Raw genomic sequence first — 22,372 nt, 5'->3', positions numbered from 1 at the left:
CCCTCCCGGCGGTTGAAACTCAGTCTTGTCGCTGCCCCTCGGATAGATTTGGTGTGTCTGTTGCGCAACATGTGTGGCGTCAAACCCGGATTGTACGCAAGATTCGCTTGTGCGTCGCACCATGGACTGTCACACATTCGTCACCGCAGGAAAGACCGCACTCGGAGGCTGAGGCCTTGATAGATGCGGCGTCCGCGGTTGCAGGCGGGGACATCGACTTTCCAGTATCGAAAGGGAAACGATGCGCTTCACCACTATTCTTCTCGGCGGCATCGCATTGGCTGCCGCTACGCCAGCGTTCGCTCAGGACGAGGCTACCGCACCACCCAAGGAGGTCACGGTCTCCGGCTCGGTCGGGCTCGTCAGCGATTACCGCTTTCGCGGCGTGTCGCAGTCGGACGAGAACCTCGCCGTCCAGGGTGGCATCACCATCGCGCACAAGAGCGGCCTGTATATCGGCACCTGGGGCTCGAACCTCGCGGGCTGGGGCACGTTCGGCGGCGCCAACATGGAGCTCGATCTGATCGCGGGCTACAAGGTCCCGGTCGGTGGCGGCGGTACGCTCGACGTCGGCGCGACCTGGTACATGTACCCGAGCGGCTTCGACAACACCGACTTCATCGAGCCCTATGCCAAGCTGTCGGGCACCGCCGGCCCCGTCGCCCTCACCGCCGGCGTCGCCTACGCGCCCAAGCAGCAGGCGCTGGGGCCCTGGTATACCAACGGCACATCGGCCGCGAACGGCGTCTACGACCGCGTCAATGCGAAGGACGACAATCTCTATCTCTGGGGCGACGTCAGCAGCGGGATCCCGAACACCGGGCTGACCGTGAAGGGCCATATCGGCTATTCGCGCGGCAACAAGGGCCTCGGGCCGTTCGCGACCAGCGTGTCGCCGACCGGCGAGTATTTCGACTGGCTGCTCGGCGCGGACTATGTGATCCCGACGACCCCGCTGACGCTGGGTGTTGCGTATGTCGACACCGACATCGGCAAGGGCGAGTCGGCGTATCTCCAGCCAAGCTTCAGTCGGGGTCAGGACGGCAACGGCTCGATCGCAAACGGCAAGGTCCTGGTCTCGCTGACCGCGGCGTTCTGATCTAGCGCCGTCCTCGCCCTTCCTGCTTTCCCTCTCCTATCTGGAGAGGGAAAGGCGGCGATGGGTTAGGGCACGCCAGCATTGTCTCCCCGCGAAGGCGGGGATCCAGACTGGGCTCCCGCCTTCGCGGGAGAACAAGGAGGGGCGTGCCGAGGTTACTCTTGCCGGGGCTACTTCGTTCCCCGTTCCCCATCGCGTCACCCCAGCGAAAGCTGGGGTATCTCTCGAGGCTAGCGACGTTCGTCACACGGTGAGATCCCAGCTTTCGCTGGGATGACGGATTTAGGGGCGGGTGCGGGCACGGATCGTGGGATCATGAAATCATGGTCCGCTTCGGACCTTCCCGCGGCGCTAACCAGACGAGAAAAAGGGCGGCCCCGCGAGGAGCCGCCCTTTTTCGTGCTTCGGGAGAACCCCGATCAGTTCGCGGTGGTGCGCGCGTCTTGGCCGTCGCCCTCTGGCGCTGCGACGATGTCGCGCGTGGTCGAGCCCTTGTCCACCACCGTCGTGCCGGGATCGCCAGCGCTGGAACGGATGCCGGGGTCATCGCTGTCCGCACCCGCGTCGTTCAGCACGCCGGTCTCGGCCGCGCTACGTGCAGCAGTCCCGCCGAACAGCGCGTCGAGCGTCTGGGCGTTGGCCGCGGTATCCTGCGGGCGAGCGGCGCCGGGCTGCGGCGGGACCAGTGCGAAGTCGGGCGGGATCACGAGCGGCGCCTGGCGGGCCACCGCGAACTCGTCGGGGCGCGCGCGATCGAGGCTCTTGCTCGTCGCACAGCCGGACAGGAGGACAACGACGCTCGCCATACCGGCAGCCAGGGGCACAAACTTACGCATGGGAATTCTCCACAGGGGGCTTCTCGCGCACGAGAAGCGCCCGAACAAGCAGGACGAGCACGCCGACAGTAATCGCTGCATCGGCGACATTGAAGACCAAAAACGGACGCCATTCGCCGATATGCAGGTCGCAGAAATCGACCACATAGCCGAGCCGGATCCGGTCGAGGATATTGCCGATCGCGCCGCCGAGCACGAAGCCGAGCGCGATCTGATCGGCGGGGTTCTTCTCACGCGTCATCCACACCGCGACGCCGATCGCGATCGCGCCGGTCAGCAGTACCAGCGCCCATCGGGTCAGGTGGCCGTCGGCGGGGAGCAGGCCGAGCGAGATGCCGATGTTGGGGACGAAGCGCAGGTCGAAGAACGAGGTGATCGTCTGCGAATCGCCGAGCGAGTCGATCCCGAGCGGCTTGGTCACCGCCCATTTGCTGAGTTGGTCGGCGAGGAACAGCGCGATCGCCGCGCCGAACCCGGCCTTTGGCAGGTTACGCATCGGCCACCACCTCGTCGCACCGGTTGCAGAGATCGCCGTCGACGGTCACCTCGGGGAGGTGGCGCCAGCAGCGGCCGCATTTGTGGAAGTCGGTCCGCGTCACGGTGACTGCGTCGCCCGGCGTAACCTTGGCAACGATGAACGCCTCGGCCAACTCCGCTGCTTCATTCGGCGCAAGAGGCGAGACCGATCGAATTGTCACCTCTGCCTCTAAGCTTGAGCGAACAGTCTTTTCGCGACGCATCGGTTCGATTGCTTCGGTAACGGTTTCGCGCAGCGCACGGATCTGCGTCCACTTCGTCCCGATAGCAACGCCATCCTCCACCTCTGGCAGCGACGGCCATTCGAGGTAGTGTACCGAGCTATCATCGTTGGGGAAGCGCGATTGCCACACTTCCTCGGCGGTGAAGCACAGCACCGGCGCGGCGTAGCGCACGAGCGCGTGGAACAGCACGTCGAGGACGGTGCGGTACGACCGGCGCTTGATGTCGCTCGGCGCGTCGCAATAGAGCGAGTCCTTGCGGATATCGAAGAAGAACGCGGACAGGTCCTCGTTCGCGAAGTCGGTCAGCAGGCGCGTGTAGCGGTTGAACTCGTAGGCTTCGGCCGCCTGGCGCAGTTCGGTGTCGATCATGCCGAGGCGGTGAAGGACGTAGCGCTCGAGCTCGGGCATGTCGGATACAGCGACGCGCTCCGAGTCGTCGAAGCCTTCGAGCGCGCCGAGCATGTAGCGGAACGTGTTGCGCAGCTTCCGGTACGCGTCGGAGGCGGTGGCGAGCACCTCCTTGCCGATCTTCACGTCGTCGAAATAGTCGGTCGAGGCGACCCACATGCGCAGGATGTCGGCGCCGGACTCGCCAATGATCTTGAGCGGATCGACGACGTTGCCGAGCGACTTCGACATCTTGCGGCCCTGGCCGTCGAGCGCGAAGCCGTGCGTCAGGACCGCGTCATAGGGTGCGCGACCGCGCGTGCCGCAGCTTTCGAGCAGCGACGACTGGAACCAGCCGCGATGCTGGTCCGAGCCTTCGAGATACAGGTTCGCGCGGGTGCCTTCGCCGTAGCGTGCTTCGACGGTGAAGACGTGCGTGCAGCCGGAATCGAACCAGACGTCGAGGATGTCCTTCACGACCTCATAGTCGGCGAGGTCGTAGTCGGGGCCGAGCAGCGCCTGGTGGCCGTCCGCATACCACGCGTCCGCGCCGTTCTGGCGGAAGGCCTCGACGATGCGCGCGTTGACGTTCGCGTCGTTGAGGTACTGGCCGGTGGCGCGATCGACGAACAGCGCGATCGGCACGCCCCAGGCACGCTGGCGCGAGATGACCCAGTCGGGGCGGCCCTGCACCATCGACGTGATCCGGTTTTCCGCGCGCGCGGGGATCCAGGTGGTAGCGGCGATCGCATCGAGGGCGATCTCGCGGAGGGTTGCGCCGTTGGAGCTTTCTGCTTCTGCTCCCCTCCCGCTTGCGGGAGGGGTTAGGGGAGGGGAGGCGTCGAGCGCAGCATTTGCGGCACTGCCCTCCCCTAACCCCTCCCGCAGGCGGGAGGGGGACTCTGTGTCGCTCCGGTCCATCGGGATGAACCATTGCGGGGTCGCGCGGAAGATCACCTTCGCCTTCGAGCGCCACGAATGCGGGTAGCTGTGCTTGAAGTCGTCGCTCGCCGCCAGCAGCGCGCCGGCCTCGCGCAGGTCAGAGCAGATCGGGCCGTCGGCGCTCACGAACTTTTTGTTGATGACGCTGCCCTGGCCACCGAGCCATGCCCAGTCGGCGCGGTACATCCCGGCGCCGTCGATCGCGAAGACCGGGTCGATGCCGTATTGCTTGCAGAGTTCGAAATCGTCCTCGCCGTGGTCCGGCGCCATGTGGACGAGCCCGGTGCCGGCGTCGGTCGTGACGAACTCACCGGGGAGGAACGGCCGCGGCTTCGCGAAGAACCCGCCGAGTGCGTGCATCGGGTGCCGTGCGGTTGCGTCGGTCAGAAGCTTCCCGCTGCCATTCCATTTTACCTGGAAGACGGGATAATATAAGCCGCTGTTATCCGAGGATATTTGCTTTGCGAGCCGGTCCTTAAACACATCTTTCAAAACGTCGGCTACCAGAAAGCGGCGGCCTGACCATATTTGATGTGCGTTGATCAGCTTCTCTACGTCGGGTTCAACGTTGCTGCCGAGCTGCCCAATACTCAGAATCTCAACGACGACATACTCGATCTCAGGCCCATAGCTCAGCGCTTGGTTCACCGGGATCGTCCACGGCGTCGTCGTCCAGATCACCGCATGCGCGCCGACCAGCTCGGGCGCATTCGGCGCGTCCACAATCTCGAACGCGACGTCGATCTGCGTGGAGACGATGTCCTCATACTCGACCTCGGCCTCGGCGAGCGCGGTCTTCTCGACTGGGGACCACATCACCGGCTTCGCACCACGATACAGCTGGCCGCTCTCCGCGAACTTCAGCAATTCGCCGACGATCGTGGCTTCTGCCTCAAATTTCATCGTCAGATACGGATCGGCCCAGTCGCCCATCACGCCGAGCCGCTCGAACTCGCCCTTCTGCACGTCGACCCATTTCTCGGCGTAGGCGCGGCATTCGGCACGGAACTGGTCGACGGGGACGTCGTCCTTGTTGAGCTTCTTTGCGCGATACGCTTCCTCGACCTTCCACTCGATCGGCAGGCCGTGGCAGTCCCAGCCGGGGACATAGGGCGCGTCCTTGCCCATCAGCGATTGTGAGCGAACGATGATGTCCTTCAGGACCTTGTTCATCGCGTGGCCCATGTGGATGTCGCCGTTCGCGTACGGGGGGCCGTCGTGCAGGATGAAGCGTTCGCGCCCGAGCCGCTGTTCGCGCAACCGGTCGTAGATGCCGAGCTTCGCCCAGCGCTCGAGAATCGCCGGCTCCTTGGCGGCCAGGCCCGCCTTCATCGGGAAGTCGGTCTTCGGCAGGAAGACGGTATCGCGGTAATCGCGGGCGGGCGCAGGAGTATCGGTCATAAGTGGGCCGGGCTGTAGCCGGTAGCGCGCCGCGTTGCCATCCCCTGTCCCATGACGGTGACCCCAGTCTCTACCGTCACTTCAGCCCCTGCCGTCACCCCAGCGAAAGCTGGGGTCTCGTGCGGTAGGGGGCCGTTCCATTACATGGATACCCCAGCTTTCGCTGGGGTGACGGGACTTGTGAGGAGGCTATCGCGCTAAGATCGCCCGCGCGCGCGCGCAGTCGGCGTCCATCTGCGTGATGAGCGCATTGAGGTTGGCGAACTTCGCCTCAGCACGCAGATACTCGATCAGGGCAACCTCGATCCGCTGGCCGTACAGGTCCTCGCCGAAATCGAAGAAATGCGGTTCGAGCAATTCCTTCGGCGGATCGAAGCTCGGGCGGATGCCGAGGTTCGCGGCGCCCTTCAGCACGCGCCCGTCCTCGAGCCGCCCGGTCACCGCATAGATCCCGTAGGCGGGGCGCAGATAATTGCCCATGTCGAGATTGGCGGTCGGATAGCCGATCGTGCGGCCGACCTTGTCGCCGTGCTGGACGAAGCCCTGGATCGCGAACGGCCGCGTCAACAGCCGGGTGGCGGTGGCCATGTCGCCCGCGCGGAGGGCTTCGCGGATGCGGGTGGAGGAGATGGTTTCGCCGTCTAACGATACCGCGCCGACGGTTTCCGCGCGAAACCCGTGGGCCGGGCCGCGCGAGGCGAGCGTGCGGACGGTGCCGGCCTTGCCCTTGCCGAAGGTGAAGTCCTCACCGGTGACGACACCCGCCACGCGCAGATTGCGTTCGAGCCGCTCGGTAATGAAGCGCTCGGCGGTCAACGCGGCGAGATCGCCGTCGAAATTGAACACGACCATCGCGTCGGCGCCGGCCTTCTTGAAAAGCGCCTGGCGCTGATCGAGCGTGGTCAGGCGGAAGGGCGGGGTGTCGGGGCGGAAATGGCGGACCGGATGCGGGTCGAATGTCGCGACGATTGCGGGGCGCCCCTCGGCATGCGCCCAAGCGACCGCGCGCGCGACCACGGCCTGGTGGCCAAGGTGAAATCCGTCGAAATTCCCCAGCGCGACGATCCCGTTCGCCAGATACGAAGGGATGGAAGCGCCACCGTCGAGCCGTTGCATGCGCGGGTCAGTAACCAGCCGTCGCGAAAGGCGATAGTCCTTCCGTAAGCTTGTTCTCCCGCGAAGGCGGGAGTCCAGCCTGTGCTCCCGCCTTCGCGGGAGAACAACTTAGCCCCGGGTGAGCGTCATGAAGCTGTAAGCCGGACGTTCGCCTTCGGCCGAATGGTCTTCGCGGGCGATCTCCACCCAGCCGTCGAACGCGGGCACGGTCGCGTTGCCCTCTGGCTTGGCATGGACTTCGGTCAGTTCGATGCGATCCGCGTGAGCGAGCAATTGCATATAAATTTGCGCACCGCCGATCACCGCCACGTCGTCGCCGGCCATCGCCAGCGCCTCTTCAACGGAGTGCGCGACCTCGGCGCCTTCCGCGGTCCAGTCGCCGCGCGTGAGAACGATGTGGCGGCGGCCGGGCAGGGGGCTCGGGAAGCTCTCGAACGTCTTGCGCCCCATCACCATCGGCTTGCCCATCGTCAGCACTTTGAAGCGCTTGAGGTCGGCGGGGAGACGCCACGGGAGGTGCCCGTCGCGGCCGATGACGCCGTTGCTGGCGCGGGCGAGGTAGAAGGTGATCATGGCGGAGGTCATGCCGCAATCGAGGGCAAAGAGCCACTTCGAGCATTGTGCCGGAACCTGACCCCAGCACCTCCCCGGCGGAGGCCGGGGTCCAGTTGGGAAACGTCGCTAACGAAGAACTGCACTCCGTTACTCCCACCTTTCCAACTGGGCCCCGGCCTTCGCCGGGGTGGTGGAGTCCGGGAAGATGTGCGATTTTAGTTCGGCGCGTGTTCCTTCACATACGCCTCAGGATCCTTCTCGACGACCTTAACCCCGTTCAGATGATTCGCCTCGAATGCCGCAAACCGCACGCCCAGCTCATGCCGCTCTTCCAGCGTCGCATGCTTGCGGAAATCGGTCAGCCCTTGCCGCTCTTCCTCCGCCAAATGATCGCTGTTCGCCTTGTTGCACTCGCCAACCGCCTCGAACCACGCGTCCGACCCAACAGGATGCTTGTCGACTGCCTCGCCCGTTTCGCGGATGTCGTTGTGATCCTCGATCGCGTCCTCGGTCTCCTCAGCGGCCGAGTCGGCGTCGTTGCCGCCGGTGCCGATCTTCATCAGCCGCGGGTAGAAGAAGCGCTCCTCCGCCTCGGCATGCGCGTCGAGCAGGTTCTTGAGCCGCGTCCACAACGCCGACAGCGCCTCGGTGTCCTTCGCGTCGATCGAATCGATCTGCGCGAAGAGGTTACGCTGCTGCGCGTGTTCGTCGAGGATGAGCTGTGTGATGTCCATGCGCCTCTGAACCACGCAGCACGCAGCCGGTTCCTATTGCGATTCGCTCTCTGTTCAGACCGCGACGGGCGCCTTGATGTGCGCCTGCGCGACGTAGTCGTGGAGCACGAAATCTTCATATTCGTACGCGTCGATCGAGTCCGGCTTCCGCGAGATTTCGAGGCGCGGCAACGGGCCGGGATCGCGCGTTAGTTGCAGGCGCGCCTGCTCCAGATGGTTCGAATAGAGGTGGCAATCGCCGCCGGTCCAAATGAACTCGCCGACCTCCAGCCCGCATTGCTGCGCGAGGATGTGCGTGAGCAGCGCGTAGCTGGCGATGTTGAACGGCACGCCGAGGAAGATGTCGCCCGAGCGCTGGTAGAGCTGGAGCGACAGCTTGCCGTTCGCAACGTGCGTCTGGAACAGGCAGTGGCAGGGCGCGAGCGCCATCGCGTGCAGATCGCCCGGATTCCATGCGCTGACGATCTGGCGGCGCGAGGCGGGGTTCGTCTTGATCTGCTCGATCAGCTCGGCGATCTGGTCGATGTCACGGCCATCGGCGGCCACCCAGTCGCGCCACTGCTTGCCGTAGACCGGACCGAGATCGCCGTTCTCGTCCGCCCATTCGTCCCAGATCGCGACTTTCCGATCCTGCAACCAGCGCACGTTCGTATCGCCGCGGAGGAACCACAGCAGTTCGACGATGATCGAGCGGAGGTGGAGCTTCTTGGTGGTGAGGACGGGAAAGCCCTGCGCGAGATCGAAGCGCATCTGCGCGCCGAACACGCTGAGCGTGCCGGTGCCGGTGCGGTCCATCGTCTCGACGCCGGTCGAGAGCACGCGGTCCATAAGGTCTAGATATTGGCGCATCGGGTTTGCGTAGCGGGGCGGGGGCGGGGGCTCAAGCGGATGTAGTTGCGCGTGCGGTGGCGGGCATCGCGGGGCAGGCGGGTACGTGCTGCCGTCGCCCGTGCCTTCTCCTCGTATCGCGGACCTCGCCGCGGCTCGCGCGCTGTTCGCCGGGTTGGGTCATGCCACGGTCGAGACGGTGGCGGTCGCGTATCTTGATCCGAATCGGAGGCTTCTCCGGATGCGGCATGTCGTCGGGGGGCGGGATCAGGTGGCGATCTCGATCCGCACGGTTGCAGCGGATGCGTTGGCGTTCGGCGCGGTCGGGGTCGTGATGGCGCATAACCATCCGAGCGGCGATGCGACGCCGAGTGCGCAGGACGTGGCGTTCACGCGGGCGCTGGCTGCGGGGTTGCGGACGCTGGAGGTGGTGTTGCTCGATCATCTGGTGATCGCGGGCGACGAGGTGACGAGTCTCAGGACGATGGGGGTGATTTGACCGTTTCGACATCAATCTTCCCCTGCAAGGGGAGGTGGCTGGCGCTTGCCAGACGGAGGGGTGACACCCTCTCGATAGCGCGATACCCCTCCGTCAGCCCGATGGGCTGACACCTCCCCTTGCAGGGGAGGATTGACCGGGGCTCCTCACCCCAACCTGCAAGCCCGAATCGCCTCCGGCTTCGGCCGCGGCCCGGTCGCGCGGAACGTCGCGAGATACCCGCCCGCCGACGGCATCTCGTCCATATCGACCTGCGTATACCCAACCGCAGCGAACTCGCACTTCAGCAACGCCGGTGGCGTGCCGTGGTTCTGCGTCGGGCGGTTCGCATCCACCACCACCACCAGCCCGTCGGGCTTCAGCGAAGGCCGCAGCCGCCACAGGAACTCGTACGGCTGCTCGATCTCGTGATACATGTGCACCATCAGCACCCGGTCGAAGCTCGCCTCGGGCAGCTTCGGGTCGTTCGCTTCGCCCAGCTTCACGCTGACGTTCGCCAGATCCTCGCGCGCGACACGCTCCGCCAGCGTGTCGCGCACGCTCGCGACGATGTCCTCGGCCAGCACACGCCCGTCCTTGCCGACCCGCGCAGCCATGCGGATCGTGTAATAGCCCTCACCCGCGCCGATATCCGCGACCGTCATCCCCTTGCGGATCTCGGCCTTGTTCATCACCTCGCCAGCTTCGTTCAGCCGATCGCGCGCCTCTTCGTTCGACCAGCGCGCGGAGACGATCGACGCGACTGGACGATCGGCCGCGGGGAACACCGGCTCCTTCGGCTCGCGCTTGATCAGCGGTTTGCTCCCGTCGCACGCTGCGAGCAGGACCACCGGCGACAGCATCAGGGCAAGGGCACCCTTCAGCTTCAATCGACGTCCTCCACCTCGACGGCCTCGCCGGTCACGCGCTGCGACAGCGCCGCCGCCATGAACATCTCGAGATCGCCGTCGAGTACGTCGGACGGGCTGGTCGAGACGACGCCGGTGCGAAGGTCCTTCACCATCTGGTACGGCTGGAGCACGTACGAACGGATCTGGTGGCCCCAACCGATGTCGGTCTTGCCCGCATTCTCAGCGTTCGCCGCGGTCTCGCGGATCGCCAGTTCGCGCTCGTACAGACGCGCGCGGAGCTGGTTGTACGCCTCGGCCTTGTTCTTGTGCTGCGAGCGCTGGTTCTGGCACTGCACGACGATCCCGGTCGGGATGTGTGTGATGCGCACCGCCGAATCGGTCGTGTTGATGTGCTGACCGCCGGCGCCCGACGCACGGTAGGTGTCGATGCGCAGGTCGCTTTCGTTATATTCGACCTCGATATTGTCGTCGACGACCGGATACACCCAGACGCTGGCGAACGACGTGTGCCGTCGCGCCGCCGAGTCGTACGGGCTGATCCGGACGAGCCGGTGCACGCCGCTCTCGGTCTTTGCGTAGCCGTACGCGTTCTCGCCTTTCAGCAGCAGCGTGGCCGACTTGATCCCGGCCTGTTCGCCCGAATGCTGGTCGACCAGCTCGACCTTCAAGCCGTGGCGCTCGCCCCAGCGCGAATACATCCGGCTGAGCATGCCTGCCCAGTCTTGGCTTTCGGTCCCGCCGGCGCCCGCGTTCACCTCGATATAGGTGTCGTTGGCATCGGCCTCGCCCGCGAGCAGCGCCTTGATCTTGTCCCGGTCGGCACGCGCGGCGAGTTCGGCGAGCGCGGCGACGCCGTCCGCCTCCATCGCGGTGTCGCCCTCGGCCTCGGCCATCTCGATCAGCTCGGCGGTGTCCGACAACTCGCTCTGGATCGCGCGCGTCGCGCTGATCGCCTCGTCGAGACGACGACGCTCGCGCATCACCTCCTGCGCGGCCTTGGGATCGGACCAGAGCGCCTGATCCTCGACGCGCGCGTTCAGCTCGTCGAGACGACGCAGCGCGCGGTCCCAGTCGAGGAAGCGGCGCAGCAGCGCCAGCGCGTCGTTGATGGTGTCTACGTGAGCCTGCGCTTCGGCGCGCATGATATTCTCCAAAATGTCCGTCATCCCAGCGAACGCTGGGATCTCCGTCCGCGAGGGCGCGGGTGCGGGTTGAGATCCCAGCGTGCGCTGGGATGACGATGTAGGAACTGCGCTAGTAGATTCCGCCTTGTCTTTGCAAGAAATCGCTGTCGCGCGGCGCTTCGGCCTTCTTCACCGCGGTGGTGGTCGCTGCCGCGGTCGGGGCGACATCCGAGCGTCGCGCGGCACGCCGCGGTTCGCTCTCGGGCTTGAACGCTTCCCAGATCACCGCGGGTTTAGGATCGCTGGTATCGGGCCACGTGCCATAGACCGGCCGGCCGCTCGCGCGATCGATCCGGACCATGCGGATCCCCGCCGGCGCGCGGAACGGCAGCTTGGGCAAATCCTCATACGCCTTGACCGCGAACTGCTTGAAGATCGGCGCGGCGAGCGTGCCGCCCTGTGCTGCGCCACCAAGGTTCTTCGGCGTGTCGAACCCGATATACAGCCCGCCGACGAACTGCGGCGTGCCCCCGACGAACCACACGTCGGTCGGACCGTTGTTCGTGCCCGTCTTGCCGAACATCGGCCGATCGAGATCGCGCAACGTCACCGCAGTGCCGCGCTGGACGACGCCCTCGGTGATGTGGACCATCTGGTAGGCGGTCATCGCGTCGAGCACCTGGCGCTGGCGCGTAATCGGCCGCGGCATCGGCTTGCCGTCCCAGTCGGGCGCGTTGCAGCGATCGCAGGGCCGCCAGTTCTCGGGCCAGATCACCTTGCCGTGGCGATCCTGGACGAAGTCGATCAGCGACGGCGGGCCGCCCTTGCCGTTGTTGGCGAGGATCGAATACGCGTTGACCATCCGCCCGACGGTCGTCTCGCCGGCGCCGAGCGCGTAGGAGAGATACGGCGCGTAATCGCCGACGCCCATCTTCTTGATGGTCGCGACGACCTTGGGCATGCCGGTCTGCGCGGCGGCGCGCACCGTCATCAGGTTGCGCGACTGCTCGATGCCCCAGCGCATCGTGTGCGGGCCGGACCCGCGCGAATTGCCGAAGTTGCGGAAGCATTTCTGCCCCAGCCGCGCGCCCTGATAGACGCAGAACGGCCCGTCGACGATGATCGAGGCAGGCGTCATGCCGTTGTCGAGCGCGGCGGAATAGACGATCGGCTTGATCGTCGAACCCGGCTGGCGCATCGCCTGCGTCGCGCGGTTGAACGCCTGCAACCGGTCGTCGAAGCCGCCCTGCATCGCCAAGACGCGGCCCGACGCCGGCTCCTCGACGACGAACGCGCCCGAGACCTTGGGGATCGCCCGGAGCGCGAACGAACCACCGTCCGGCGCCACCGCGATGATGTCGCCGGTCTTGATCGCGCCGAATGCGTTGCCGCCCTTGCCGCGCACCGGCATCTGCGCCGCATAGCGCGGCAGCGTGCCGGTCTTGCCAGTGCGGAAGCCGAGGCTCCAGGCGTTGCCGTCCTTGCCCGTCACGATCGCCGCGACCCAATCGCGGTAATCGAGCGCGATATTGCTGTTGAGCAGAGGCTGGAGCCAGTTGTCGTCCTCGATCTCGACATGACGGATCGGCCCGTTCCAGCCACGTCCGCTGTCGAACCGGACGAGACCGTCGCGGAGCGCCTGCTGCGCCAGATCCTGCAACTTCGCGTCGAACGAGGTGCGCACCCACAGCCCGCCCGAATAGACGCTGTAGGGGCCGTCCTTCGCGTTCTCGCCGAACTTGGCCATCAGCTGGCGGCGGACTTCCTCGACGAAATAGCCGCCGACGCTCTCGAACTTCGGCGTCCGCCGCATCACCGCGCCGAGCGGCTCTGCATTAGCCTGGTCATGCTGCGCGCGCGTGATGAAGCCGTTGTCGAGCATCCGGTTGAGCACATAGTTGCGCCGGATCATCGCGCGCTCGGTGTTGCGCACCGGATCGTAGTTCGACGGGCCCTTGGGTAGGATCGCGAGATACGCCATCTGCGCGAGATCGAGCTGGTCGAGCTCCTTGTCGAAATACGCATGGCTCGCCGCCTCGACCCCGAACGCGTTACGCCCGAGCGCGATCTGGTTGAGGTACAGCTCGAGGATCTGCTCCTTGGTCAGCGTATCCTCGATCTTGTACGCCAGCACCGCCTCGCGCAGTTTGCGTGACGGCGAATAGGCGTTGCCGATCAACAGGTTCTTCGCGACCTGCTGCGTGATCGTCGAGCCGCCCTTGGCGCGCTTGCCGGTGCCGAGCTTGGTCGCATAGTCGTACACCGCGCCGGCGAGACCGGGATAATCGACGCCGTGATGCTCGAAGAACGACTTGTCCTCGGCGGCGAGGAACGCCTTCACGAGCAGCGGCGGATATTCGGCATAGCTGAGTTCGACACGGCGTTCGCGGGCGTAGCTGTGAATCGGCGCCCCATCGATGCCGCGGACGTTGGTCGGCAGCGGCGGCTCGTAGGTGCGCAACGTATCGACCGAAGGGAGGTCGCGCATGACCGCAAACCAGAACGCGAAGATCGCGACGAGACCCAGCACGACCAGCACCAGTGCGGCCTTGGTCCACCGACTCGCCCACGCGCGCGAGAACCGACCACGCAGCCGGTCGGAGGTGCGGCCTGTCGCCGTCGTCGAGGTGGGGGAGGGATCGGACGCCATGATTACTGGCGCAGCGTCTAGCAGGTTCGCGGGCGCTTGCCAGCCTTCGGTGGGATAGGGGTGGGGGCGGCTGTCGCAACGCGTTCGTCAGCGACAAACTCGTTCGGTGCCCGATCCATCCGCATATGCGCGCCACCCCGGCGAAGGCCGAGGCCCAATTGGAGAGGCGGCAGTAACGGAGTGCAACGGCCTTCATTGCCGTTTCCCAATTGGACCCCGGCCTTCGCCGGGGCGGTGCTGTTGGCGGGTAGGTAAGCCATCGACGTCCGTGAGCTCGAACGATCCTCCCCCGCCAGGGGGAGGTGGCACCGAAGGTGACGGAGGGGGAGGACACGGAGCCGAAGTCGTCGCTTACCGCCCCCTCCGTCAGGCAAGTGCCTGCCACCTCCCCCTGGCGGGGGAGGATCGAAAGGGCGCGATCGTCGGTTTGAACCCGCATCTTCTCAGACGGCTTCCAGCCACAAAACCTGTCGCCAACCCCGCTACTGTGGCAGCAGGCGAGCATGACCCCGCCGCCGCTCCCGATCCTAGCCGTACTCCCCGACCTGCTCGCCACCCTCCGCGACCGCACCTCCGCGGTCCTCGTCGCTCCCCCAGGCGCCGGCAAGACCACCGCGGTAGCGCCGGCTCTCCTCACCGAACCCTGGTGCACTGGCGAGATACTCCTCCTCTCCCCCCGCCGCCTGGCCGCCCGCGCCGCCGCCGAACGCATGGCCTCCACCGCCGGCGAGCCCGTCGGGCAGACCTTTGGCTACGCCACCCGCATGGACAGCAAGCGCTCCGCCGCGACCCGCGTGACGGTCATCACGGAGGGCATCTTCGTCGCCCGCATCCAGGCCGATCCCGAACTCGCCGGCGTCTCCGCGGTCCTGTTCGACGAAGTCCACGAACGCAGCCTGGATGGCGATTTCGGCCTAGCGCTGGCGCTCGACGTTCAGGCCGGCTTCCGCCCCGACCTCCGCATCGTTGCGATGTCCGCAACGCTCGACGGTGCGCGGTTCGCGGCATTGATGGACGGCGCCCCCGTCATCGAGAGCGAAGGCCGCAGCTACCCGCTGACCCTCCGCCACATCGGTCGCCAAGCCGAACTCCGCATCGAGGACTCGATCGCCACCGCCATCCGCCGCGCGCTCGGCGAAGCGGAGGGCGGTGTGCTCGCCTTCCTCCCCGGGGTCGCGGAGATCGAACGCACCGCCGACCGCCTCGCCAACCTGCCCGACGACATTGTCCTCCACGAACTCCACGGCAGCCTCGACCCCGCAGCCCAGCGCGCCGCGATCCTCCCCGAACCAGACGGCCGCCGGAAGGTCGTGCTCGCCACCAGTATCGCCGAGACCAGCCTGACGCTCGACGGCATCCGCATCGTCGTCGACTCCGGCCTCGCGAGACGCCCCCGCTACGACCGCGCCGCCGGCATGACGCGCTTGGTGACCGAACGCGCGAGCCAAGCGGCGGTCACCCAACGCGCCGGCCGCGCCGCCCGCCTCGGGCCGGGGATAGCGTATCGCCTGTGGGAAGAGGCGGCGACTGCCGGCCTCCCGCGCTATGACCCGCCTGAAATCCTCGAAGCAGACCTCTCCGCGCTGGTCCTCGCTTGCGCACTCTGGGGCGTCGCCGATCCGCGTGACCTACGCTGGATCGACCCACCCCCCGCCGCGGCGATCGACGAGGCGATAGCGCGGCTGACGACGCTGGAGGCGATCGAAGACGGCCGCCCGACCTCGCACGGCCGCGCGATAGCCAAACTTCCGATGTCGCCAAGATTGGCGCACATGCTGCTGCGAGCCGGGGAGCGCGGGTTGGCAAATGTAGCGGCGCAAATCGCGGTGCTGCTAGGCGAACGCGGCATAGGTGGACAGGACGTCGACCTCGAAACCCGCCTCCGCAGATGGAAAACTGAACGCGGGGCCAAGGCGCAAGCGGCAAGAGCGATGGCCGATCGCTGGGCGAAACTTGCTCCCCTCCCGCTTGCGGGAGGGGTCGGGGGAGGGCGCGACATACCCCAAGCGCGCGGCACTGCTGGATCAGCCCCTCCCCCGACCCCTCCCGCAAGCGGAAGGGGGGTAGAGGTTTGCGTTGCGCTCGGCTTCCCGGACCGCGTCGCCCGCCGCCGCGACCCGTCCGGCGAAACCTGGGCCTCGGTCGGCGGGCGCGGGTTCAAGCTCGACCCGACCTCGCCGCTCGCCCGCTCCGAATGGCTCGCCGTCGCCGATACCCAAGGCTCGGCCACCGGCGCGCGCATTCTCTCCGCCGTGGCGATCGACCAGGCTACCGTCGAAACCCTCTTCGCCGATCGCATCGACTCCCGCCGCACCGTCACGTTCGACCCCACAACCGGCGGCATCCAGACCCTCCGCGAACGCCGCCTCGGCGCGATCCGCTTGTCGAGCGGCCCCGACAGCGGCGCCGATCCCGACTCGATCCTCGCCGCGCTCATCGACGGCGTCCGCGAGCACGGCCTCGCGCTGCTACCGTGGAGCGACGGCGCGCAAGCCCTGCGCGACCGCGCCGCCTATGCGGGCGTACCGCTCGACGACGCGACCCTGCTCGACCGCGCCGACGAATGGCTCGCCCCGCTCCTGACCGGCAAACGCCGACTCGACGCGATCGCCCCCGGCACGCTCGCCGAAGCCTTGCGCAACCTGCTCGGCTGGGACGCGGTGCAGACGATCAACCGCCTTGCCCCGCCCGATTTCACCAGCCCCGCCGGCAGCACGCACGCGATTGACTACGCCGCGGAAGGCGGCCCGCGCGTCGAACTCCGCGTGCAGGCGCTGTTCGGACTCGCAGTGCATCCGGTGATCGGCGAGGCACGCGTACCGCTGGTGCTGAGCCTCACATCCCCCGCCGGGCGCCCGATCCAGACGACGCGAGACCTGCCTGGTTTCTGGGCGGGCAGCTGGACCGCGGTGGCGAAGGAAATGCGCGGGCGCTACCCCAAGCATCCGTGGCCCGACGACCCCGCTGCGGCGTCCGCCACGCTGCGCACGAAAAAGGCGGATGCAAGGGCCGCCGGTTCGCGATAAGGGGGGCTCATGCCAACCGCCCGTATCTTCCAGCGCCCCAAGAACGCCATGCAGTCCGGCAAGCACCGGACCGACGCCTGGCAGCTCGAATTCGAACCCTCGGAGCCCAAGCGCCCCGACCCGCTCACCGGCTGGGCCGGCAGCGGTGACACCCGCGATCAGCTGCGCCTGCTGTTCCCGACCGCAGAAGCCGCGATCGCGCACTGTGAGCGCGAGGGGTTCGGCTACACCGTCGTCCCTGCGCCGCAGAAGACGCTGAAGCTGCAGAGCTACGCGGATAATTTCAAGTAAGCGAAGCTGAGAGGCGCGAAGTCTCTCGCACTTCCTTGTTCTCCCGCGAGGGCGGGAGCCCAGTCTGGGTCCCCGCCTTCGCGGGGAAACAATTCTTGGTTAGAGGATCGACCCAGCCAGGATCAGCAGCATCTTGGTATCGATCGCCACCCCAGCCTTGCGCTTCTCCGCCACGAACGCCGGCACATCTGCCAGCGGCACCCGGTGCACGGTGATGTTCTCGTCGCCATCCCCGCCGCCGTCGCTTACCTTCGTCAGCCCGGTCGCGCGGACCAGCGTGAAGCATTCCGACGTCATCCCGGGCGACGAATAGAACACCCCCAGGTCCTCGATTGCCTTCGCCCGGTAGCCGGTCTCTTCCTCCAACTCGCGGCCGGCCGCTACTGCGACGCTCTCGCCCGCGGTCTCGTCACCGACCAAGCCTGCCGGTAGCTCCAGGCACGCCCGCCCGAGCGGTACGCGGAACTGCTCGACTAGGATTACGTCGCCGTCGTCGATCGCGACGATTACCGCCGCTGCGATCTCGCCCTGGCGCGCGGCGAATTCCCACGTGCCTTCGGTCTGCACGGTCAGGAATTTGCCCGCCCACATGGTCTTGCTCATAGTTCGATCAGCCTATCTGGAAGCTCGTTCACCGGCGCACCGGTGCGCGGGAAATGCTCGGCGAGCACTGCGCCGATCTGCGCGACCGCATCTGCCATGCCGTCGGCGGGACGATCGTCGCGCACGCCGGCGAGCACCGCCGCCATCGCTGCGCCCCAGGTCTCGTTCGGCACGCGCGAGTGGATCGCATCGTCGGCGATGATCTCGGCACGGTGCTCGGCCAGCGACAGATACAGCAGCACGCCGGTCGAGCCCTTGGTGCGCTTTTCGGCCCCGGCACGAAACAGGAGCAGCGCGCGTCGCCGCACGCGTCGCGCCTTGGTCGCGCCCGGCGTCAACGCCACCCGCGCCGGCGTCCAAGCCAGCACCAGCCGCACCGCCAGGAACACCAGCGTCACCAGCACCAGCGCGATCACGTACAGCGCACCCTGTGGAGCCACCTGCCAGGGATCGACCAGCGCATATATATGATCCGCCGCGACCGGATGGTACGCTAACAGCGCTAGCGTCAGCAGCATCGCCAGCACCGCCCAGTGCATCGATACGTCGTGATATGCATCGGACTGCCGCGCGACGATCGTGACGATCTCGCCGGTCGTCGCCGTCTCCGCCTGCGTCACTGCCGCGGTGACGCGATCGTGGTCGGTTTCGCTCAGCCGCATGTCACCAACTCCCCGATGCGCCGCCGCCGCCGCCGGATCCACCGCCGCCGCCACCGAAACCACCGCCGCCCCAGCCACCGCCGCTATCGCCGCCGCCGCCACCGAAGCCGCCACCACCGCCGCCGCCGCCACGGGTCATCGCATCGGCGATGCTCCACAGCACGATCGGCAAGGCGCCGCTGCCACCACCGCGGCTGCCGCCATCGACGTAATGCCTGCCGCCTGCGCGCCGCGATATCATCGGAATGACGATCGCCGCCAGCACGATTCCGAAGAAGATCAGCCCGATCGGCACGCCGCCGCCGCCTGAATTCGACCGGCGATGCGTTTTGTCATACTCCGCCGCCGCCGCCGTCACCTTCGCGCGCGCCTCCGCATCGGGGAGCGCAAGCTGGTCCGCCACCGCGTTCGTCCCCGCGACGATGCCGCCGGGAATGTCGCCCGCCTTGAAGCGCGGCAGGATCTGCTGGTTGATCACGACGCTGGAGAACGCATCGGTCAGCACCGGCTCGAGGCCATAGCCGACCTCGATCCGCACCTTCCGGTCGTTCGGCGCGACCAGCAGGATCGCGCCGTTATTCGCATCCTTCAGCCCGACGCCCCAGCTCCGGATCAGCGCATTGCCGTAATCCTCGATCGGATAGCCTTCGAGGTCGGGCACGGTCGCGACGACCAGCTGGTTGCCGGTCGACTTTTGCAGGTCGTCGAGCCGCTTGGTCAGCGCCGCTTCCTGGTCGGGCGGGATCACGTTCGCCGCATCGACGACGAAGCCGGTGAACTTGGGCAAGGTCTGCGCGGTCGCGGCGCTGCTTCCCAGCAGCACCGCGAACGCCAGCATCAGGAGATGGCGGAGCATCGGGCCCCGATCAGCTCGCGTTGCCGAAGTTCACCGTCGGCGCGGTTTCGGCGCCCGGCGTCGTCGCCGCGAACGGCACCATCGGCTTGGCACCGTAGAAGATCTTCGCGCCGACCGCGTCGGGGAAGGTACGGATCTTGGTGTTATACGCCTGCACTGCGCCGTTATAGTCGCGCCGCGCGATCGTGATGCGGTTCTCGGTGCCTTCGAGCTGGCTCATCAGCGTGGTGTAATTGGCCTGGCTCTTCAGCTCGGGATACGCCTCCTGCAAACGCTGAAGCGATACGCCGACTGCACCCTGGACGCGCTGATACTGCTCCATCTTCGCGGGGTCGGACAGATCAGCGGCCGAAACCTGGACCGAGTTCGCGGCCGAGCGTGCCTGCGTCACCTGGACGAGAATATCCTTCTCCTGCGCGCCGGCCGCCTTCACGGTCGCCACGAGGTTGGGGATCAGGTCGGCGCGACGCTGATAGTTGTTCTGGACGTCCGCCCAGCGTGCCTTCGCGGTTTCCTCGGCGGTCGGCACGCTGTTGATCCCGCACCCGGCGAGTGCGGATGCGAGGAGGATTGCGGCGGTACCGCGGGCGATTGGGGCACGTGACATCGGGGCTCTCCTGAATACCTGTGTCACCCTCATAGGACAGTCCGCAGGGTTGGCGAAACCGAAATCGGCGGTTAGCCTTGGGCCGGCAACAGAAGGGGGCGGCATTGCTCAAGGAATTCGCCGATGTTTAAAGAGTTTCGGGCGTTCATCATGCGCGGCAACGTGCTCGATCTCGCCATCGCGGTGATCATCGGCGCGGCGTTCGGCAAGATCGTCACGTCGCTGACCGACGACGTGCTGATGCCGGTGATCGGCAAGATCTTCGGCGGGCTCGATTTCTCGAGCTATTTCTGGCGGATGGGGCCGGTGCCGGCGAATTACGTCGGCTCGCTGAGCGATTACGCGGCGCTCAAGAAGGCCGGCGTGCCGCTGCTCGGCTATGGCGCGTTCGCGACGCAGCTGGTCAATTTCGTGATCGTCGCGGGTATCATCTTCATGATTCTGCGCGTGGTGAACCGGACCGCGGCGCTGATCGAGCGCGAGACGGCGCGGTTGAAGCGCGAGGAAGAGGCGGTGGCCGTCGCGCCTGCGCCGGAGCCCGTCGAGATCGCGCTGCTCCGCGAGATCCGCGACGAGTTGAAGGCGCGGGGGTGATTGCCTTGTCCCTCTCCCCGTTGGGGAGAGGGAGGGAGGAGCCGTAGGCGACGGAAGGGTGAGGGGCTTGAAGCTTGGGAGCGCATCCCAACTCCCCCTCATCCGACGCTACCGCGCCACCTTCTCCCCGCAGGGGAGAAGGGTAAAATTACGCTGCTACCAGATCCTCGGCGTTGGCATCGGCCAGGCTCGTCCCATCCAGGATCCGCGCAGTCTCGTCCCGAACCCGCATCATCGCATAGCGGATCGCGCAATCCGCCTCGCTCTTGCAGTCGAGGCACGGCCGGTACGCGGTCCGGCTCACGCACGGCACCAGCGCGAGCGGCCCCTCGATGATCCGGATGATCTCGCCCAGCGAAATCAGATGGCTCGGCCGCGACAGGCAATAGCCGCCCATCTTGCCGCGATGGCTGATCAACAGCCCGGATTCACGCAGGTCGGCGAGGATCAGCTCGAGGAATTTCCGCGGAACGTTCGCCTCGGCGGCAATCCGCGTCATTGGGATGGGAGGGCCACCGGCGGGGGCACCGCCAAGGAAGATCATCGCGCGGAGCGCGTAGCGGGAGCGCTGCGTCAACATAATGCAGGTTGCTATGCACGCGCTTTGTGGCGAGCGGAAGGCGGTTTGGCACGCCGCATGCTAGGACATTGGCGTTTCCGATAAAAAAGCAGCCTGCGCCGGGCTTTTCATCGCGATGCGGCCCCCCTATATCGGTCATGCCGTCGGGGGAATCTTCTCTTGGCGGCTATGGCGATAAACCGTGGCGTGTCATAGACACAGCGGACCCGGGGGCAGTACCCGGCGACTCCACCACCGCCCTCTTCGCAAGAGGGGGACGATGACGGGGTCGAACTAGGATCGACGTGTGTTCAACGACGCTATGTTTCGCTCGGAATGGGACCACCGCAACGGCCCATACACAAGTGCCAACGATAACGAAGCACTCGCAATTGCCGCATAACTGACGGTCTAACGACCTAAGTTATACGGACGAAAGCGCGGTTCGGGCCACACCGGGCAACAGAAGTGGACACCGGCGGTACGGGGGGCACCGAGCAACAGAAGCTCCCCACTGTCCCCACATCACGCGGCGAGACGCTCCACCAGGCGGAGCACCGGCGGACTTATTCCGAGCAGCCCGATCAGCATTTGCGTCGCGACCAACACGCCACCGCCCCACCAATAGGCGGAATGGACGCGGCCGCGCGATCGCACGTCGAACACCATGCCCGCGATCACATAAAGCGCCATCACCGCAAACACCCCGAGCCCTGCGAACTTGCCGAGCAACGGCATCGGCAGGATGCGCCCGATCGCTGGCGACATGACGAGGATCGTCCCGCACAGCATCAGCCTCTTGTGCCACGCCGCCTGCCTGCGCAGCACGATCGCCCAGGCGGTCAGGATACCGAAGCCGATCACCCCCAGCACGTCGAGCACGAGGAAGATGCCGGGCGGAAAGAATGGCGGCACGCGGTGCTGCTCGATCGCCATGACGGTGGTGACGATGCCCAGCACCACCATCACGACCGCGATACCCGCACCGAGTGCGCCCAACTGCCGATGCCATTTGAGGGAACCGCGTACGATCAGCCAGTTCTGCACGACGTACAGCAGGATCCACGCCGAAAACGCGGCCGCGTGCAGATGCACCTGCGGCGGCAGCGCCAGAAAACTCCAGTGCATCCGCGCTGCGTTCATGGTGAAGCCGATGACAACCGTGGCGGCGATCGCAAGTGCCATGAGCAGGAAAAACCGCCGTTCGCTCACGAGGACGCCGCGCTGTGGCGCCCCTGTCGTAATCGCCGTTGCCATCCTGTCGCCCCCGCGAGTCGATACCCAGATACCCAGATACCGGATCCGGATACTGGACGATGATCGCAATCGGATGATCCGGCAAGCAAGTTTACAGGATGGTGGCGGCCTCTTGCGATAGATCAAGTCCTGGG

Annotated in this window: 21 protein-coding genes and 1 other RNA gene; 6 read left to right on the top strand and 16 right to left on the bottom strand. The window is 66.4% G+C overall.

Features of this window, described 5'->3' with window-relative positions:
- Positions 1-241 precede the first annotated feature (241 nt).
- Positions 242-1,099, top strand: coding sequence for a TorF family putative porin (locus tag C8J40_RS01000; protein ID WP_132735909.1), 858 nt, complete (start codon positions 242-244; stop codon positions 1,097-1,099).
- Between the two features lie 419 nt (positions 1,100-1,518).
- On the opposite strand, the gene C8J40_RS00995 is transcribed toward C8J40_RS01000, so the two are convergent.
- The 7 genes from C8J40_RS00995 to C8J40_RS00965 form a co-directional block, all read right to left on the bottom strand.
- A complete protein-coding gene (locus tag C8J40_RS00995) occupies positions 1,519-1,935 on the bottom strand; it encodes a DUF3035 domain-containing protein (protein ID WP_132735906.1) in 417 nt (138 codons plus the stop codon).
- Complete coding sequence (lspA, locus tag C8J40_RS00990; RefSeq protein ID WP_132895413.1) at positions 1,928-2,431, bottom strand: signal peptidase II; 504 nt, start codon at positions 2,429-2,431, stop codon at positions 1,928-1,930. The genes C8J40_RS00995 and lspA overlap by 8 nt, the downstream gene beginning before the upstream one ends.
- The gene (gene ileS / locus C8J40_RS00985) at positions 2,424-5,426 is read right to left on the bottom strand and encodes an isoleucine--tRNA ligase (RefSeq protein WP_132895412.1); all 3,003 of its coding nucleotides are present in this window, start codon (positions 5,424-5,426) and stop codon (positions 2,424-2,426) included. Before ileS ends, lspA begins: the two co-directional genes overlap by 8 nt.
- A gap of 189 nt (positions 5,427-5,615) precedes the next feature.
- Positions 5,616-6,542: a bifunctional riboflavin kinase/FAD synthetase gene (locus tag C8J40_RS00980; protein WP_132895411.1), complete on the bottom strand. Its 927-nt coding sequence runs from the start codon at positions 6,540-6,542 to the stop codon at positions 5,616-5,618.
- Positions 6,543-6,650: 108 nt separating this feature from the next.
- Positions 6,651-7,115, bottom strand: coding sequence for a dihydrofolate reductase (locus C8J40_RS00975; RefSeq protein WP_132895815.1), 465 nt, complete (start codon positions 7,113-7,115; stop codon positions 6,651-6,653).
- A 197-nt stretch (positions 7,116-7,312) separates the two neighbouring features.
- Positions 7,313-7,831 carry a hemerythrin domain-containing protein gene (locus C8J40_RS00970; protein WP_132895410.1) on the bottom strand — a complete coding sequence of 173 codons (519 nt, stop codon included), beginning with the start codon at positions 7,829-7,831 and terminating at the stop codon, positions 7,313-7,315.
- 54 nt (positions 7,832-7,885) lie between these two features.
- Positions 7,886-8,680, bottom strand: a complete 795-nt coding sequence (locus tag C8J40_RS00965) for a thymidylate synthase (protein WP_132895409.1) — start codon at positions 8,678-8,680, stop codon at positions 7,886-7,888.
- 85 nt (positions 8,681-8,765) lie between these two features.
- On the opposite strand from C8J40_RS00965, the gene C8J40_RS00960 reads away from it, so the two are divergent.
- A complete protein-coding gene (locus C8J40_RS00960; RefSeq protein WP_132895408.1) occupies positions 8,766-9,158 on the top strand; it encodes a JAB domain-containing protein in 393 nt (130 codons plus the stop codon).
- Between the two features lie 146 nt (positions 9,159-9,304).
- Here the strand turns inward: C8J40_RS00960 and C8J40_RS00955 are convergent, their stop codons facing one another.
- The 3 genes from C8J40_RS00955 to C8J40_RS00945 all read right to left on the bottom strand — a co-directional run bounded on the left by C8J40_RS00955 (position 9,305) and on the right by C8J40_RS00945 (position 13,783).
- Positions 9,305-10,000 carry a class I SAM-dependent methyltransferase gene (locus C8J40_RS00955; protein ID WP_132895814.1) on the bottom strand — a complete coding sequence of 232 codons (696 nt, stop codon included), beginning with the start codon at positions 9,998-10,000 and terminating at the stop codon, positions 9,305-9,307.
- 23 nt (positions 10,001-10,023) lie between these two features.
- Positions 10,024-11,151, bottom strand: a complete 1,128-nt coding sequence (prfB, locus tag C8J40_RS00950) for a peptide chain release factor 2 (RefSeq protein WP_060526781.1) — start codon at positions 11,149-11,151, stop codon at positions 10,024-10,026.
- 112 nt (positions 11,152-11,263) lie between these two features.
- Positions 11,264-13,783, bottom strand: coding sequence for a transglycosylase domain-containing protein (locus tag C8J40_RS00945; protein WP_132895407.1), 2,520 nt, complete (start codon positions 13,781-13,783; stop codon positions 11,264-11,266).
- 503 nt (positions 13,784-14,286) lie between these two features.
- Between C8J40_RS00945 and hrpB the strand changes: the two genes are divergently transcribed.
- On the top strand, positions 14,287-16,809 hold the full coding sequence (gene hrpB, locus C8J40_RS00940; RefSeq protein WP_132895406.1) for an ATP-dependent helicase HrpB: 2,523 nt from the start codon (positions 14,287-14,289) through the stop codon (positions 16,807-16,809).
- Positions 16,810-16,818: 9 nt separating this feature from the next.
- Positions 16,819-17,100, top strand: a complete 282-nt coding sequence (locus tag C8J40_RS00935) for an ETC complex I subunit (protein ID WP_056051595.1) — start codon at positions 16,819-16,821, stop codon at positions 17,098-17,100.
- A 99-nt stretch (positions 17,101-17,199) separates the two neighbouring features.
- On the opposite strand, the gene C8J40_RS00930 is transcribed toward C8J40_RS00935, so the two are convergent.
- From C8J40_RS00930 to C8J40_RS00915, 4 genes are read right to left on the bottom strand one after another with little or no spacing between them, the layout of a single operon-like run.
- Positions 17,200-17,703, bottom strand: coding sequence for an NUDIX hydrolase (locus tag C8J40_RS00930; protein ID WP_132895405.1), 504 nt, complete (start codon positions 17,701-17,703; stop codon positions 17,200-17,202).
- On the bottom strand, positions 17,700-18,365 hold the full coding sequence (locus C8J40_RS00925) for a hypothetical protein (RefSeq protein WP_132895404.1): 666 nt from the start codon (positions 18,363-18,365) through the stop codon (positions 17,700-17,702). The genes C8J40_RS00930 and C8J40_RS00925 overlap by 4 nt, the downstream gene beginning before the upstream one ends.
- A gap of 1 nt (position 18,366) precedes the next feature.
- Positions 18,367-19,221 carry a TPM domain-containing protein gene (locus tag C8J40_RS00920; protein WP_132895403.1) on the bottom strand — a complete coding sequence of 285 codons (855 nt, stop codon included), beginning with the start codon at positions 19,219-19,221 and terminating at the stop codon, positions 18,367-18,369.
- Positions 19,222-19,231: 10 nt separating this feature from the next.
- On the bottom strand, positions 19,232-19,828 hold the full coding sequence (locus tag C8J40_RS00915; protein WP_132735877.1) for a LemA family protein: 597 nt from the start codon (positions 19,826-19,828) through the stop codon (positions 19,232-19,234).
- Positions 19,829-19,951: 123 nt separating this feature from the next.
- On the opposite strand from C8J40_RS00915, the gene mscL reads away from it, so the two are divergent.
- Positions 19,952-20,422 carry a large conductance mechanosensitive channel protein MscL gene (gene mscL, locus C8J40_RS00910; RefSeq protein ID WP_132895402.1) on the top strand — a complete coding sequence of 157 codons (471 nt, stop codon included), beginning with the start codon at positions 19,952-19,954 and terminating at the stop codon, positions 20,420-20,422.
- Positions 20,423-20,570: 148 nt separating this feature from the next.
- On the opposite strand, the gene C8J40_RS00905 is transcribed toward mscL, so the two are convergent.
- On the bottom strand, positions 20,571-21,002 hold the full coding sequence (locus C8J40_RS00905) for an Rrf2 family transcriptional regulator (RefSeq protein ID WP_132735874.1): 432 nt from the start codon (positions 21,000-21,002) through the stop codon (positions 20,571-20,573).
- A gap of 100 nt (positions 21,003-21,102) precedes the next feature.
- Between C8J40_RS00905 and ssrA the strand changes: the two genes are divergently transcribed.
- Positions 21,103-21,458, top strand: a transfer-messenger RNA (tmRNA) gene (ssrA, locus tag C8J40_RS00900).
- A gap of 48 nt (positions 21,459-21,506) precedes the next feature.
- Here ssrA and C8J40_RS00895 read toward each other — a convergent pair.
- Complete coding sequence (locus C8J40_RS00895) at positions 21,507-22,238, bottom strand: hypothetical protein (protein WP_132895401.1); 732 nt, start codon at positions 22,236-22,238, stop codon at positions 21,507-21,509.
- Positions 22,239-22,372 lie beyond the last annotated feature (134 nt).

The organism is Sphingomonas sp. PP-CC-3A-396 (assembly GCF_004343105.1).
In the GTDB taxonomy this organism is placed as follows: Bacteria; Pseudomonadota; Alphaproteobacteria; order Sphingomonadales; family Sphingomonadaceae; genus Sphingomonas.
Note: the sequence above shows the minus strand (reverse complement) of the source record. Positions and strands in the feature narration are given on the sequence as shown.